The following is a 15,145-nucleotide window of genomic DNA, read 5'->3' on the forward strand; positions in this document are numbered from 1 at the left end:
CGGCCGGGGGCAGGCTGCCCCCGGCCGGCCCCGTGCCGTCACCGCCGCCAGGGGCCCGTGACCGCGAACGTCGTCCCGGGGTCGTAGCAGTTGACGTACATCGTCCGGCCGTCCGGGGAGAACGCGACCCCGGCGAATTCGCCGAAGTCGGGGTCCTCGGGAGTGCCCCTGTTCTGGCGGTTGCGGGCCAGCGCGTACACCTCGCCGCGCCGGGTGACGCCGTAGACGTGCTGCGCGCCGCCGCCGTCCTCGCAGACCATCAGGCCGCCGCCGGGGGCGAGGCAGATGTTGTCCGGTGACTCGCCGGGGAGCTGTACGCCGGTGTCCGGCCCGAAGACGATCACCAGCGTCAGGCGGTGCCGGTCCGGGTCGTGGCGCCAGATCTGCCCGTAGTGGTCGCCGGCCGATCCTTCCGCGCTGCGGGCGAAGGACGACACGAAGTACACCGACCGCCCGCCCCAGTAACAGCCCTCCAGCTTCTGTGCGTGCGTGACGCCGCCGGTGCCGAAGTCCTGGAGACGGATGGGCGTTTCGGTGGCCGACGGATCCGGTACGTCCACCCACTCGACGCCGTCGAACCGGGCGCCCGTCTCCTGGACCGAGGACAGGTCCGGCACGCCCGGCACCCGCATCGCCTGGAGCCGGCCGCCCGCGCGCAGCGAGCCGGTGCCGCCCAGCGGCTTGTCGGGCAGGAACCGGTAGAAGAGACCGAAAGGCCGTTCGAAGGCGTCCTCCGTCTCGTAGACGACGCCCCGTTTCGGGTCGACCGCGATCGCCTCGTGCTGGAAGCGGCCCATCGCGGTCAGCGGTACGGCGCCGGTGCGGCGCGGGTCGGCGCCGTCGACCTCGAAGATGTAGCCGTGATCCTCGGCGTAGCCGTTGGTGCCCGCCTTGTCCTCGGTCTCCTCGCAGGTCAGCCAGGTGCCCCAGGGCGTCGGCCCGCCCGCGCAGTTGACGGCCGTACCGGCGATCGCGACCCGCTCCGAGAGCACCCGGCCGCGGGAGTCCAGGGCCAGCGACGTACAGCCGCCCTTGCCCTCCGGGTCGTAGGTCAGGCCCTCGATCACCGGGACCGGGATTCTGCCGTCGGCGCGGTTCTCGTGGTTGCGGACCAGGTGGATCCGGCCGTGCCCGCCCGCGAAGGCGGCCATGCCGTCGTGGTTGGAGGGGACCGGGCCCTCGCCGGAGCGCAAAGGGTCGCCCTCGCGGGACAGCACCCGGTAGCGGAAACCTTTCGGCAGGTCGAGCAGCCCGTCGGGGTCGGGGACGAGGGGGCCGTAGTCGTGGTGGCCCAGGTGCTGCGCGGCGGCGGCAGCGGGGGTGAACAGCTCGGAGAGGGCGCCGGAGAACGCGACGCCGATGCCCAGAGCGCCGGAACGGGCGAGCAGCTGACGTCGGGTCGAGGGCGGGAATCCGGTGTCGGACCCTGTTTCCGGCGTGCCTGTTTCTGACATGGGGGAACCTTCCTGTTGGCGGACAGGAACTGTGGTCCCGCCGTGTCTACCACCTGCCGTGAGTCACGGGAACCACGCGCGGAGCACGTGTCACGCGTCGGTCCGGGGGTGCTCGAGTGTCAGGGGTCCGGGGTCGGCGGCGGGGCCGGGGCCGACGTGGGTACTGGGGCCGGAGCGGCTTTGGGGCCTGTGTCCGGGGCCAGGCGCCCGAAGTCCTGGGCCGGGCGATCGGTGTCCGGGGCCAGGCCCCTGCCCGCGCCTTCGTCCCTGCCCCTCTCCTCCTCTGTCACTCCCTCTCCGCCGCCGTTCCCCCGCCGGCCGGCCGGCGGTCCGGGTTCCTCGAGGGCGCGTTCCTGTCGCACCGGATTCTGGGCTGCCCGTTCCAGGAAGCGCAGCAGCTCCACCGGGAAGGGCAGCACGAGAGTCGAGTTCTTCTCGGCGGACACCGCCACGATGGTCTGGAGCAGCCGCAGTTGCAGCGCGGAGGGCGTGTCCGCCATCTGCTGGGCCGCTTCGGCGAGCTTCCTGGACGCCTGGAGTTCGGCGTCGGCGTTGATGACCCGGGCCCGCCGCTCACGGTCGGCCTCCGCCTGGCGGGCCATGGACCGCTTCATGGTGTCGGGCAGCGAGACGTCCTTGATCTCGACCCGGTCGATCTGCACACCCCAGCCGACCGCGGGGCTGTCGATCATCAGCTCCAGGCCCTGGTTCAGCTTCTCCCGGTTGGACAGCAGGTCGTCGAGGTCGCTCTTGCCGATGATCGAACGCAGCGACGTCTGCGCCATCTGGGACACCGCGAACCGGTAGTCCTCCACGTTCACGAGCGCCGCGGAGGCGTTCACGACCTTGAAGTAGACGACCGCGTCGACCCGCACGGTCACGTTGTCCCGGGTGATGCCCTCCTGCGCGGGCACCGGCATCGTGACGATCTGCAGATTCACCTTGTGCAGCCGGTCCACGAAGGGGACGATCATGGTGAACCCCGGCCGACGCGCCTCACCGTGCAGCCGGCCGAGGCGGAAGACCACGCCCCGCTCGTACTGCTTGACGACCCTCGCCGCCGCGGCGAGATAGGCGACGCCCGCGGCACCGGTGGCGACGGCCGCGGTGAGCAGCTCCTCCAACATGACGACCTCCCGTCAGAGGTCCGCCGCGTACATTTTCATCCGCTTCTGCAAGGATATGCTCGGACCCGGCCCGGGGCCATGCCTTGGCCCCGGACCTGACGCCATCGGCGCACAAGGGCGTGTCCGGCTGATCATGCCGAAGACGCGGGGTCCGGTACGCCCTCGCCCTGAGGCCGCACGCACCGGACCCCGCTCATCCGGCTGGAAAGACGCGGCCGGTCACCTGGGACCTGATCCGCCGGACGGAGCCTGAACCGCGGTGACCCGTGTGTCGTCGTCCGTCGATTTCGTCTTCGGACCCCCCGTTGTCCTCACGGGCACCGTGCCGGCCGCGCTGTGCCGCTCCGTCCAGTTCCCCAGTGCCGTACGGCAGGCGTGGTCCAGGTGCTGGAGGCCGGTCAGGTCCAGCTCGACCGGACGGTCCTCGGGCAGCGACTCCAGGGTGTCGAGAATCCGTGGCAGCCGCAGGAAGGTCGCGTTGCCCGACAGATACACCTGGATCGGCCCCGCCCCCTTGTCCACGACCTCCAGCTTCGCGTGCGAGGCCTCCCAGGCGGTCTTGACGACCGACAGCGCCAGACCGATCAGCACGCCCTCGAACATGTTCACCACGACGATCGACACGGCGGTGACGGCCAGGATCAGCGCTTCTCCCCGTTGCCCCCGCCACAGCGCGACGACCTGACGGAACGGGATCAGCTTCCAGCCCGCGTGGACCAGGATCCCGGCCAGCGCGGGCAGCGGGATCAGCGCCAGCGCGGACGGCAGCAGCGTGGCGAACAGCAGCAGCCACACGCCGTGCATCACCCGGGACGCCTTGGTCCGGGCGCCCGCCCGGACATTGGCCGAGCTGCGCACGATGACCGCGGTCATGGGCAGCGCGCCGAGGACCCCACACACCGTGTTGCCCGCGCCCTGCGCCATGAGCTCCTTGTCGTACCGGGTGCGCGGACCGTCGTGCAGCCGGTCCACCGCCGCGGCGCTGAACAGGCTCTCGGCGGAGGCGATCAGGGTGAAAGCGACGATCGTGCCGATGAGGCCGACGCTCGCCAGTTCGCCGAAGGCGTCGGCGCCGGGCGGCTGGACGGCGCCGAGCAGACCCTGCACTTCGACCGTCGCGACGGGCAGCCCGAACGCGAGGGTGACCGCAATCGCCAGCAGGACCGCCGCGAGCGCGCCGGGCACGGCCCCGGCCGGTCCCGGCATCCGCCGCCACAGCACCATCAGGGCGACGGTGCCCGCGCCTACGGCGAGCGAGGCGAGTGCCTCCGGGCTGCCCAGCGCGTCCACGACGGCGCCGGGCAGCCCGAGGATCTTGTCGACACCGGCGGCGGGCGCCTCCAGCCCGGCCGCCGCGTACAACTGGCCCGCGATGAGCACCAGGCCGATACCGGCCAGCATGCCCTCGACGACCGAGACCGATATGGCGCGGAACCAGCGTCCGAGCCGCAGGGCGCCCATGACCAGCTGGAGCATCCCGGCGGCCAGCACGATCACACCGAGCGCGGGCAGCCCGTAGGAGTCGACCGCCTCGAAGACCAGCACGGTCAGCCCGGCGGCCGGCCCGGACACCTGGAGGCTGCTGCCCGGCAGCAGACCGGTGACCAGACCGCCCACGATGCCGGTGATCAGTCCCAGTTCGGCCGGGACACCGGAGGCGACGGCGACGCCCACGCACAGCGGAAGGGCGACGAGGAACACGACGAGCGAGGCGGTGAAGTCCTGCCGCAGATGAGGGAACCTGGACACGGCCGTGCTCACAGGGCCTCGAACGCGTCGGTCGCGGCGCGGTGTTCGCGCACCGCGCCGGTGTGCACCTCGTAGTACCAGCCGTGCAGCCTCAGCCGCCCGGACGCCAGCCGCTGCTCGACGCACGGGTAGGAGCGCAGCCGCAGCAGCTGCGCCAGGACGTGGTGCTGCACGGCGTCGGCGCAGGCCGGGTCCGTCGCGTCGGAGACCGTGGGTTCGTCGGCGGCGTGCGCCAGCCAGTCGCGCACGGCCGGTACGGCGCCCAGGTCGTCGCCGCGCACCAGCGCGCCGATGGCCCCGCAGTGGGAGTGGCCGCAGACCACGATGTCCTTCACACCCAGGACCTGCACGGCGTACTCGACGGTGGCGGCCTCGGCGGTGGGGTGCCCGGAGGCGTACGGCGGGACGATGTTGCCCGCGGTGCGCAGCTCGAAGAGCTCGCCGGGCCGGGCGCCCGTGATCAGGGCCGGTACGACCCGGGAGTCGGAACAGGTGATGAACAGGACGTCGGGGGACTGGCCCTCGGCGAGGCGGGCGAACTCCTCAGGGCGCTGACCGAATGTGCGGGCGTTGTCGATGAGGGGCTGCATGTGGTGATTCCTCCTGGCGCGCAGTGGGGGCGCGTCGGACGGGCATGACAGGTGGGGGAACGCGTTTTCGGGAGAATCCTTGGCCTTTGATTCACAGGCCGTATATGCGTTTGTGAAGGATTCCGGGGACGCTGGGGTGAAGCCCGGGTAAAGAGACGGTGGGGGCCGAGGGTGTGGCCGCGATCGCCGGACCTCGGGGCATGTGTTCCTCGAGGCGGTTCGCGCCTCTTGGGTATGCCAACGATCGGTCAATGATTGGTCAAGAAACACGTTAACCCTGCAAAGGTCTTTGCAGGGTCGAATCGACGTTCCGCGCGGGAAGGTGCCTGAAAAAAAGAGGTGGGATGGCCTGAAACGGCCCCCGCCCGGAGGGGTGACCGGGTGTCAGGCTCTGCGGGTCACCGGGTCACCGGGTCACCGGGTCGCCGGGTCACCGGGTCACCGGGTTCCGGTGAGCCGGCCGGCGTCCCGGGCCAGGGCGGTGAGGCGGGAGATGGCCCGGAAGTACTTCTTGCGGTAGCCGCCCTTCAGCATCTCCTCGCTGAACAGCTCGTCGAACGGCAGCCCCGAGGCGAGCACGGGCACCTCGCGGTCGTAGAGCCGGTCGGCGAGGACGACGAGACGCAGCGCCGTCGACTGGTCCGGCACCGGCCGCACGCCGGTCAGGCACACGGCGGCGAGCGAGTCGGTCAGGGCGCCGTACCGGCTGGGGTGCACCTTCGCGAGGTGGTCCAGCAGGTCCGCGAAGCCGTCCAGCGAGGCGCCCTCGGTGGCGTACGCCGTCTTGGTCACCAGTTCGTCGGTGTACGGCGGCGGTGCCTTCGGCAGGCCGCGGTGGCGGTAGTCCTCGCCGTCGATGCGCAGGGCGCGGAAGTGGGCCGACAGGCCCTGGATCTCACGCAGGAAGTCGGCCGAGGCGAACCGGCCCTCGCCGAGTCTGCCCGGCAGCGTGTTGGAGGTGGCGGCGAGCGCGACGCCCGCCTCGACCAGCCTGCCGAGCAGGGTGGAGACGAGCACGGTGTCGCCGGGGTCGTCCAGCTCGAACTCGTCGATGCACAGGAGCCGGTGGCCGGAGAGGGTCTTCACCGTCTGCTGGAAGCCGAGGGCGCCGACCAGGTTGGTCAGCTCCACGAAGGTGCCGAACGCCTTCAGCGCGGGCTCGGCCGGGGTGGCGTGCCAGAGGGAGGCCAGCAGGTGGGTCTTGCCGACGCCGTACCCGCCGTCGAGGTAGACGCCGCGGGGGCCTGCCGGGGCGGGCTTCGCCGCCTTCCCGAAGCCGAACAGCCTGCGCCTGCCGGAACCGCCGGCGGGGGCTTCGCCGAGACCCGCCGCGAAGCCCTCGAGGACGCGCACGGCCTCGGTCTGGCTGGGCTGGTTCGGGTCCGGTATGTACGTGTCGAAGCGGACCGCGTCGAACCGCGGCGGCGGCACCATCTCGGCGACGAGCCGGTCCGCGGGGACATGCGGCTCACGGGCGCACAGGGACAGCGGGGCCGCTTCGGCTGTGACACCGGGCCGGGATGCGGGGGAGGAGGACACGCTTACTCATACTACGGGGCGTGGAACACTGCGGTTCATGCGACGCCTGTTCCCTGTGACCGACGAAACAGCAGCTCCCACGGCGAGTGCCGGTACGTCCGGCGACGGCCCGGGAGCCGCGCGGGAGGGTGGCGGCCGGGAGTGGAGCCCGGCCGAACTGGCAGCCGCGTACGCCTACCCGGAGCCGGAGCCCGGTGGGCGCCGGCAGCCGTGGCTGCGGGCCAACATGGTGTCGACGCTCGACGGCGCAGCCCAGCACGAGGGCCGCTCGCAACCCATCTCCAGCCCGGCCGACATGCGTGTCTTCGGCACGCTGCGGGCCCTCGCGGATGTCGTGCTCGTCGGTGCGGAAACGGTTCGTCAGGAGGGCTACCGTCCGGCACGCGCGCGTGCCGGGTTCGCGGCGGCGCGGGAGGCCGCCGGGCAGGGACCGGCGGCGGCGATCGCGGTCGTGTCCGCGAGCCTGGACCTGGACTTCTCCCTGCCGCTGTTCACCTCCCCGCTGGTGCCCACCCTGATCCTCACCGGCACCGCCGCGCCCCCGGACCGGGTCGCCGCCGCCGAGTCGGCCGGGGCCCGGGTCGTGACCGCCGGGGAGGGTGCCGGCGTGGACCCGGCGCGGGCGGTCCGGGAGCTCGCGGAGCTGGGGTGCACCCGGCTGCTGACCGAGGGCGGTCCGCGGCTGCTGGGGCAGCTGGTGGCGGCCGGCGTGCTGGACGAACTCTGTCTGACCGTCGCCCCGATGCTCGTCGCGGGTGACGCTCAGCGCATTGCCGGTGGGCCCTCTGTGACACTTCCGCGGCGTTTCACGCTGAAGGCGATGTTGGAGGAGGACGGTTTCCTGTTCACGCGGTACGCGCGGTCCTGATCCGGATGCGGCCGGACATGGCCGGATCAGGACCGTGCGTGGCCCGGCACGGCCGGAAGGACCGAGGCGGGCGGCCGGAAACGTCCGGAAACGGGTTCTATGGTTGCCGCTGGTCCGGTAATCGGCGGAATGTTCTGTTCCGCTTGGTGTCGCGGCGGGCAGACTGAATCCGGCAGTGCCCGTGCGAACGCGGGGCAGGATGGTTTCCGCAGGGCCTGGCTCGGCCCACGGGGAGAGAGGGCCCGCAGCCCTCCGAGGAGAAGGGGCGCCTGGTGTTCACCAGCGTACTGATGATCGAGAAGGCCCTGACGTCCGCCGACGTGGAGTTCGTCACCACCTTGCACGGCGACGAGGCGGTCACCTTCCAGGTGCTGCTCCAGCCGCGCGGGGAGCAGGCGGACCGGCTGCTTCGGGCCATCGACGACGTGGCCCTCGGCGAACTCGACGACGCCGTCCGCGAGGGGGAGACCCCCGAGGGCGAGGAGGCCAAGACCATGGGGGAGCGGGCCCTGGAGGTGTCCCTGCAGGCCCTGCGAGCCGCCGGTCACGAGGCCGGCGGCCGGCTGATCGAGGACCACCCCCTGGACGCGTTGAGAACGATGGTCCAGGAGACCGGGGCGGACGAGGTGATCGTGCTCACCGACCCGCACTACGTGGAGGAGTTCTTCCACCGCGACTGGGCCTCCCGGGCCCGGCACAAGGTGGGGGTACCGGTGCTGAAACTGTTCTCGCACAGCAAGGCATAGGCTGGGGCGGCGCCTTCCCACGAGGGCGCGAAGACACTCGTCACCACTGGGGAGAAACACGCATGGCACCCGGCCTTCCTACCGCCATGGACCGACCGCACTTCATCGGCATCGGCGGCGCCGGGATGTCGGGCATCGCGAAGATCCTCGCGCAGCGCGGCGCCGAGGTGGCCGGCAGCGACGCCAAGGAGTCCGCCACCGCCGAGGCGCTGCGCGCGCTGGGTGTCACCGTGCACATCGGGCACGCCGCCGGGCACCTGGCCGACGACGCGAGCTGCGTGGTCGTGTCGTCGGCGATCCGCGAGGACAACCCGGAGCTGGTCCGCGCGGCCGAGCTGGGTGTGCCCGTGGTCCACCGCTCCGACGCGCTGGCCGCCCTCATGGAGGGCCTGCGCCCGATCGCGGTGGCCGGCACCCACGGCAAGACCACGACCACCTCGATGCTGGCCGTCTCCCTGACCGAGCTGGGCCGCCGGCCGTCGTACGCCATCGGCGGCGACCTGGACGTGCCCGGTTCCAACGCGCTGCACGGTGACGGCGAGATCTTCGTCGCCGAGGCGGACGAGTCCGACCGCAGCTTCCACACATACGCGCCCGAGGTCGCGATCATCCTCAACGTGGAGCTGGACCATCACGCCAACTACGCGTCCATGGAGGAGATCCACGAGTCCTTCGAGACGTTCGTCGGCCGGATCCTGCCCGGCGGAACGCTGGTGATCTCGTCGGACCACGAGGGCGCGCGGGAGCTGACCCGTCGGCTGGGCGGCTCGGTGCGGACCGTGACGTACGGCGAGGCGGCGGACGCCGACGTGCGGGTGACATCGGTCGTACCGCAGGGGCTGAAGAGCGAGGTGACCGTCGAGTTCGAGGGCGCCCCGCTCACCTTCACGGTGTCCGTCCCGGGCCGCCACTACGCGCACAACGCGGTGGCCGCGCTCGCCGCGGGCGTCGCGCTCGGCATCCCGGCCGCCGAACTGGCCACGGCGCTGGCCGCGTACACCGGGGTGAACCGGCGCCTCCAGCTCAAGGGCGAGGCGGCGGGCGTCCAGGTCGTCGACTCCTACGCGCACCACCCGACCGAGATGACCGCCGACCTGGAGGCGATGCGCGCCGCCGCGGGCGACGCGCGCATCCTGGTCGTCTTCCAGCCGCACCTCTTCTCCCGCACCCGGGAGCTGGGCAGGGAGATGGGCCAGGCCCTGGCACTGGCCGACTCCTCGGTGGTCCTCGACATCTACCCGGCCCGCGAGGACCCGATTCCCGGTGTCACGAGCGAGCTGATCATCGACGCGGCGCGGGCGGCGGGCGCGGACGTGACGCCGGTGCACGACAGGACGGAGATCCCGGAGGCCGTCGCGGGAATGGCGAAGCCCGGTGATCTGGTTCTCACCATGGGAGCGGGCGACGTCACCGACCTCGGCCCGCTGATCCTGGACCGTCTGTCGGAGTAAGCAGCGTCGAACCAAGAACGTCGACGTAGGAGTGGAAGGGCTGGAGCCTCATGTCGTACGACGTGGAGAAGCCGGACGAGCAGTGGCGCGCGGAGCTGTCGCCGTCCGAGTACGCCGTTCTGCGCCAGGCGGCCACGGAGCCGGCCTTCACCGGTGAGTACACCGACACCAAGACCGAGGGTGTCTACTCGTGCCGCGCCTGCGGTGCCGAACTGTTCACCTCGGGGACCAAGTTCGAGTCGCACTGCGGCTGGCCCTCCTTCTACGACCCGCGGGACTCCGACGCGGTCGAACTGATCGAGGACCGGTCGCACGGCATGATGCGCACCGAGGTGCGCTGCTCCCGCTGCGGCTCGCACCTCGGGCACGTGTTCGAGGGTGAGGGGTATGCGACGCCCACGGACCAGCGGTACTGCATCAACAGCATCTCGCTGAAGCTGCAGCCCACCGAGGGCTGAACCGCGTAGAACGCCGCATACCGAAGGGCCGCCGGAACTCCCGGCGGCCCTTCGGACGTCCTCGAGGGCCTGCCGGCCGGTGCGCAGCAGATGGCCGAGGAGCAGGGCGAGGACCGCCTGTCCGGCGGGCCGGGCGCGCGGGGCGGGCCGCCGCCGGATCAGCAGGCCACTTTCGCACCGGCGCAGTCCGGCCACCGTCGCGGAACCGGCGATCAGCACCGGCCGGGCCGCGGACCTCGGGCCGCCGTCCGCGGTGCGCCGCAACACCGTCCGCAGCCGTGCCATCAGTTCCTCCGCGGCGAACGGCTTGACCAGGTAGTCGTCCCCGCCCCGGGTCAGCCCGGCCACCCGGTCGGCGACCCCGTCACGCGCGGTGAGGAACACCACAGGCAACAGCGCCCGTGAGCCGCGCAGCCGGTCCAGCACGCCGAAGCCGTCGACGTCGGGCAGCATCACATCGAGCACCACGATGTCCGGCCGGAACGTGGCGGCCCGACGCAGGGCCTCCTCACCGGAGTGGGCGGTGACGGCCTCCCAGCCCTCGTACCGGGCAACGGTCGCCACCGGGTCGGCTATCGGCGGATCATCGTCCACGACGAGCAGTCGTGCTTTCTCCACCCGCCCATACTGCGGCACCCGGTTCCCAAGGTGTTCCGAACAGCGGGGTCCAGGAAGGGTTTCCCATGGGGGGCGTGGGGCAGGTGGCGGCGTGGGGCAGCCCGTCCGGCGGGCGGTCGTGCCACCGACGGGGGCGCACGGGGACACGGGCAACGCGTTCTCCGGGCGGTGTCGGAGGTGCCGTCTACACTCGACCGGCGGCAGACCGCGCGGCCGTCTCGGCCAGAAGTTTCCAGCCACCCGAAGGGCATCCGGCGTCTTGATACGGATCGAATCAGTCACGAAGCGCTACCCGGACGGCACGGTGGCGGTCGACCGGCTCTCCCTGGAGATTCCCGACCGTTCCATCACCGTCCTCGTCGGACCGTCTGGCTGTGGCAAGACGACCACCCTGCGCATGATCAACCGCATGGTCGAACCCACCGAGGGAACGATCCTGCTCGACGGCGAGGACATCCAGCGCCGGCCGGTCACCACCCTGCGCCGGTCCATGGGGTACGTCATCCAGAACGCCGGACTGTTCCAGCACCGCACCATCGTCGACAACATCGCCACCGTGCCCCGCATGCTCGGCTGGGGCAAGCAGCGGGCCCGGGAGCGGGCGGCGGAGCTGATGGAGCGGGTGGGCCTCGACACCGCCATGGCCAAGCGGTACCCGTACCAGCTCTCCGGCGGCCAGCAGCAGCGTGTCGGGGTGGCGCGGGCGCTCGCCGCGGACCCGCCGGTGCTGCTGATGGACGAGCCGTTCTCGGCCGTCGACCCGGTGGTCCGCAAGGGCCTCCAGGACGAACTCCTGCGGATCCAGGAGGAGCTGGGCAAGACCATCGTCTTCGTCACCCACGACATCGACGAGGCGGTCAAACTCGGCACGATGGTCGCCGTCCTGCGTGAAGGCGGCCGGCTCGCCCAGTACGCGCCGCCCGCCGAGCTGCTGTCCGACCCCGCCGACGCGTTCGTCGAGGACTTCCTCGGCGCCGACCGGGGCATCCGCCGGCTCTCCTTCCTCACCACCGCCGCGCTGGAACTGGCCACCGACACCGTGATCCCGCCGGACGCCACCGCCGAACGGATCGGCGCCGCCGACGCCGCCCACCTCCTGGTGACCGACGACGAGGGGCGCCCGCTCGGCTGGTCCGAGCCGCGCCGGCTGACCGCCGGGGACATCCGCACCGACCAGCTCCTGCCGTACGGGCGGCCGTTCGTGCCCGGAGTGGACTCGCTGCGGGTCGCGCTCGACTGCGCCGTGCTCTCCCCGACCGGCTGGGCCGTCGCCGTGGACGACGCCGGCCGGGTGCGGGGCGTCGTCTCCCAGCAGACCATCGGCGACGCCATCCGCACCGCGCACCAGGACGACCGCACCGGCGACGAGAAGGTCGCCGGATGAACGGCTTCTTCGACATCCCCAGCGACCTCCAGCACACCTGGACCGGTCTGATCGGACTGCACCTGCGGGAGGCGCTGATCCCGGTCGCGGCCGGGCTGCTGCTCGCACTGCCCATCGCCCAGCTGTGCGGCCGCTTCCGCTGGCTGTACCCGCCGGTGCTCGGCCTGACGACCGTGCTGTACGCCATCCCGTCCCTGGCGTTCTTCGTCGTCCTGATCGACTACACCGGCCAGACCGAACTCACCGTGATGATCCCGCTGGCCCTGTACAGCCTGGTGGTGCTGATCCCGGCGATCGTCGACGGCGTGCGCTCGGTCCCGGACGAGACCCTGGCCGCCGCCACCGCCATGGGCTTCGGCCCCGTACGGCGCTACACCCAGGTGCAGTTGCCGATCGCCGCGCCCGCCATCATCGCCGGCCTGCGGGTCGCCACCGCGTCCAGCATCTCCCTGGTCAGCGTCGGCGCCCTGATCGGCAACCAGGGCGCCCTCGGCAACCTGCTCGCGGCCGCGCAGAAGTACGACCGGCCCGAGTTCGCGGTGAACGCCGTGCTCACCATGGCCGTCCTGGCGATCCTGTGCGACGTCCTCCTGGTCCTGCTCAGGGTTCTGCTCACGCCCTGGATGCCACGCGGTGCGCAGTCCGTTTCCGGGGCCAAGTCCGCCGTGCGCCCGGGACAGTTCGAAGAAGCCGAGGTCGAGGCCCTGTGAACATCTTCGACTTCGCCAACGCGTTCTTCAGCGACAGCGCCAACTGGCAGGGCTACGACGGCGTTCCGCAGCGTTTCCTCGAGCACGTCCAGTACTCGCTGCTGGCGCTCGCCGTCGCCGCCGCGATCGGCCTGCCCGTCGGCCTGCTGACCGGGCACACCGGCCGCGGCGGGAACGCGCTCGCCTTCATCGCCAACGCCGCCCGCGCCCTGCCCAGTTTCGGCCTGCTGGTGCTGGTGGTCCTGCTGATCGGCTTCGGCCTGCTGCCCGTGATGATCCCGCTGGTCGTCCTGGCCGTCCCGCCGATCCTGGTGACCACCTACGAGGCCGTCCGCACCGTGGACCCCTCCCCGGTGGACGCCGCCCGCGGCATGGGCATGCCCGAGTCGCGGATCCTCTTCCAGGTCGAGGTGCCGGTGGCGCTGCCGCTCATCCTCAGCGGACTGCGCTCGGCGGCCATCCAGATCGTCTCGACGGCCACCATCGCCGCGTACGTCAGCCTCGGCGGCCTCGGCCGGTACATCATCGACGGGCTCTACCAGCGCGACTACGAGAAGGTGGTCGGCGGCGCCACCCTGGTGGCGGCCCTGGCGCTCGTCACGCTCACGCTGTTCTGGGCGGCGGGACGCTTCGTGGTGTCACCCGGGGTGCGCAGGCGGTAGGAGCGGGCACCGGGGCCGCCCGTCGAGCGGTCCGACGCGTACGAGCACCAACCGTGATCCGGCCGCGCTTGACGGAGAGTGAAGCGGCTGGATTGGATCGGTGGATGACTCATACCGCGAAGAGCAGCTGGTCCAGGACGAGGCACACCGGTGCGGCGGCCGTCGCGCTCACCGCCGCGGCGGCCCTGCTCGCGGGCTGTTCGTCCGGCGACACCTCCGACAACCCCCTCGAGGAGGAGAAGGCGGAGGCAGGCACCGTCGTCGTCGGCTCCAACAACTTCGCCGAGAGCACCCTGCTCGCCGACATCTACGGCGAGGCACTCAGGGCCAAGGGCCTCAAGGTCACCTACAAACACAACATCGGCAGCCGGGAGACGACCTACGGTCTGATGAAGAACGGCTCCATCACCGTTCTGCCCGAGTACAACGGCTCCCTGCTCGCCTACCTCGACCCCGAGGCCGAGCAGGAGTCCACGGAGGCCGTCAACACCGCCGTCAAGGCCGAGCTCGACAAGAAGCTGACGCTGCTGGACCCGTCGCCGGCCGAGGACAAGGACTCGGTCGGCGTCAACGCCGAGACCGCGAAGAAGTACGGCCTCACCGAGTCGTCGACGCTCGCCGACCTCAAGGACATCGCGCCGGAGCTGGTGATCGGCGGTTCGCCCGAGTTCCAGACCCGGCGCCAGGGCCTGGAGGGCCTGAAGTCCGTCTACGGGCTGGAGTTCAAGTCGTTCAAGGCGCTGGACGCGGGCGGCCCGCTGACCCAGGCGGCGCTCACCCAGAACGAGGTGCAGGCGGCGGACATCTTCACCACGGACCCGACGATCGTGAAGGAGAAGTTCGTCGTCCTGGGAGACCCGGAGAACCTCTTCGGTTTCGCCAACGTGACCCCGCTGGTCCACAAGGACGCCCTCTCCCAGGAGGGTGTCGACGCGCTCAACGAGGTCTCCGCGAAGCTGGACACCGAGACCCTGCTCGACCTCGACGCCCAGGTCCAGCTGGACAAGAAGGACCCGCTGGACGTGGCGAAGGCCTGGCTGGAGTCGGCCGGACTGGTCTGACGGGGGACGGCGGCCGTCCCCGGACGCTCCGTCGGCCGAGGATTCCCCCGGGGGTGACGATTCTTCCCCCGGGGGGTGGGGCGCGGTCCGCGAAGGGCCGCGCCCCACCCGCGTTCCCGGCGCGCCCCACCGCACCTCACTCGCGCCTCACCCCGCCGGCGTGGCGGCGGCGATCAGCCGGTCCAGCAGGGCGATCAGCACGTCCCTGGACGACGTCCGGTCCCGCGCGTCGCACAGCAGCACCGGCACGCCCTCCGGGAGTGCCAGCGACTCCCGGATGTCCTCGACCGGGTAGGGGTGCTCCCCGTGGAAGCCGTTCACGGCGATGACGAACGGGATGCCCCGGCGCTCGAAGAAGTCGATCGCCGCGAAACTGGAGTCGGGCCTGCGCACATCGACCAGGACCACCGCGCCCAGCGCGCCGAGGGACAGGTCGTTCCACATGAACCAGAACCGCTGCTGGCCCGGCGTACCGAACAGGTACAGCACGAGGTCGTCGGAGACGGTGATCCGGCCGAAGTCCAGCGCCACGGTGGTGGCACGTTTCTCCTCGATGCCGTCGAGGTCGTCGACGCCCAGACCCGCCATGGTCAGCGGTTCCTCGGTGCGCAGCGGGGCGATCTCGCTGACCGAGCCGACCATGGTGGTCTTGCCCACGCCGAAGCCCCCGGCGATCAGAATCTTGACCGTGTCGGGTGCCGGACGCTCGGTGGGCGCCGTAGCGGTGA

Annotated in this window: 14 protein-coding genes and 1 pseudogene; 8 read left to right on the forward strand and 7 right to left on the reverse strand. The window is 71.4% G+C overall.

Translation table 11 applies throughout. From position 1 onward, the window contains the following. Positions 1–38: 38 nt before the first annotated feature. The 5 genes from ACFWVE_RS32945 to zapE form a co-directional block, all read right to left on the reverse strand. Positions 39–1,454 carry an alkaline phosphatase PhoX gene (locus ACFWVE_RS32945; protein WP_384022245.1) on the reverse strand — a complete coding sequence of 472 codons (1,416 nt, stop codon included), beginning with the start codon at positions 1,452–1,454 and terminating at the stop codon, positions 39–41. A gap of 119 nt (positions 1,455–1,573) precedes the next feature. Then, complete coding sequence (locus ACFWVE_RS32950) at positions 1,574–2,581, reverse strand: slipin family protein (protein WP_384022249.1); 1,008 nt, start codon at positions 2,579–2,581, stop codon at positions 1,574–1,576. 219 nt (positions 2,582–2,800) lie between these two features. After that, the gene (locus ACFWVE_RS32955) at positions 2,801–4,330 is read right to left on the reverse strand and encodes a SulP family inorganic anion transporter (RefSeq protein ID WP_384022251.1); all 1,530 of its coding nucleotides are present in this window, start codon (positions 4,328–4,330) and stop codon (positions 2,801–2,803) included. 8 nt (positions 4,331–4,338) lie between these two features. Then, complete coding sequence (locus ACFWVE_RS32960; RefSeq protein ID WP_384022255.1) at positions 4,339–4,920, reverse strand: carbonic anhydrase; 582 nt, start codon at positions 4,918–4,920, stop codon at positions 4,339–4,341. Between the two features lie 438 nt (positions 4,921–5,358). After that, entirely contained in the window at positions 5,359–6,459 is a 1,101-nt protein-coding gene (gene zapE, locus ACFWVE_RS32965) for a cell division protein ZapE (RefSeq protein WP_384022258.1), read from the reverse strand. A 37-nt stretch (positions 6,460–6,496) separates the two neighbouring features. On the opposite strand from zapE, the gene ACFWVE_RS32970 reads away from it, so the two are divergent. From ACFWVE_RS32970 to msrB, 4 genes are all read left to right on the forward strand, one after another. Next, the gene (locus tag ACFWVE_RS32970) at positions 6,497–7,327 is read left to right on the forward strand and encodes a pyrimidine reductase family protein (protein ID WP_384022261.1); all 831 of its coding nucleotides are present in this window, start codon (positions 6,497–6,499) and stop codon (positions 7,325–7,327) included. A gap of 272 nt (positions 7,328–7,599) precedes the next feature. Then, a complete protein-coding gene (locus tag ACFWVE_RS32975) occupies positions 7,600–8,073 on the forward strand; it encodes an indole-3-glycerol phosphate synthase (protein ID WP_384022264.1) in 474 nt (157 codons plus the stop codon). A 62-nt stretch (positions 8,074–8,135) separates the two neighbouring features. Beyond that, positions 8,136–9,524, forward strand: coding sequence for a UDP-N-acetylmuramate--L-alanine ligase (gene murC, locus ACFWVE_RS32980; protein ID WP_384022267.1), 1,389 nt, complete (start codon positions 8,136–8,138; stop codon positions 9,522–9,524). A 50-nt stretch (positions 9,525–9,574) separates the two neighbouring features. Beyond that, positions 9,575–9,982 (forward strand): peptide-methionine (R)-S-oxide reductase MsrB, encoded by a 408-nt coding sequence (msrB, locus tag ACFWVE_RS32985; protein WP_384022270.1) that lies wholly within the window; start codon positions 9,575–9,577, stop codon positions 9,980–9,982. 221 nt (positions 9,983–10,203) lie between these two features. On the opposite strand, the pseudogene ACFWVE_RS32990 reads toward msrB, so the two are convergent. Beyond that, a pseudogene (locus tag ACFWVE_RS32990) lies at positions 10,204–10,600 on the reverse strand (response regulator); the annotation flags it as partial. Positions 10,601–10,859: 259 nt separating this feature from the next. Here ACFWVE_RS32990 and ACFWVE_RS32995 point away from each other — a divergent pair. From ACFWVE_RS32995 to ACFWVE_RS33010, 4 genes are all read left to right on the forward strand, one after another. Next, positions 10,860–11,984, forward strand: a complete 1,125-nt coding sequence (locus tag ACFWVE_RS32995) for an ABC transporter ATP-binding protein (protein WP_384022274.1) — start codon at positions 10,860–10,862, stop codon at positions 11,982–11,984. Then, positions 11,981–12,694, forward strand: a complete 714-nt coding sequence (locus tag ACFWVE_RS33000) for an ABC transporter permease (RefSeq protein ID WP_384022277.1) — start codon at positions 11,981–11,983, stop codon at positions 12,692–12,694. Before ACFWVE_RS32995 ends, ACFWVE_RS33000 begins: the two co-directional genes overlap by 4 nt. After that, on the forward strand, positions 12,691–13,356 hold the full coding sequence (locus tag ACFWVE_RS33005) for an ABC transporter permease (RefSeq protein ID WP_384022280.1): 666 nt from the start codon (positions 12,691–12,693) through the stop codon (positions 13,354–13,356). Before ACFWVE_RS33000 ends, ACFWVE_RS33005 begins: the two co-directional genes overlap by 4 nt. 104 nt (positions 13,357–13,460) lie before the next feature. Continuing rightward, entirely contained in the window at positions 13,461–14,417 is a 957-nt protein-coding gene (locus tag ACFWVE_RS33010; protein WP_384022283.1) for an ABC transporter substrate-binding protein, read from the forward strand. Between the two features lie 147 nt (positions 14,418–14,564). Here ACFWVE_RS33010 and ACFWVE_RS33015 read toward each other — a convergent pair. Continuing rightward, positions 14,565–15,145: ATP/GTP-binding protein (locus ACFWVE_RS33015; protein ID WP_384022286.1), on the reverse strand; the 581-nt coding region annotated here is incomplete at its 5' end.

The organism is Streptomyces sp. NPDC058632 (assembly GCF_042717095.1).
Classification (GTDB): Bacteria; Actinomycetota; Actinomycetes; order Streptomycetales; family Streptomycetaceae; genus Streptomyces.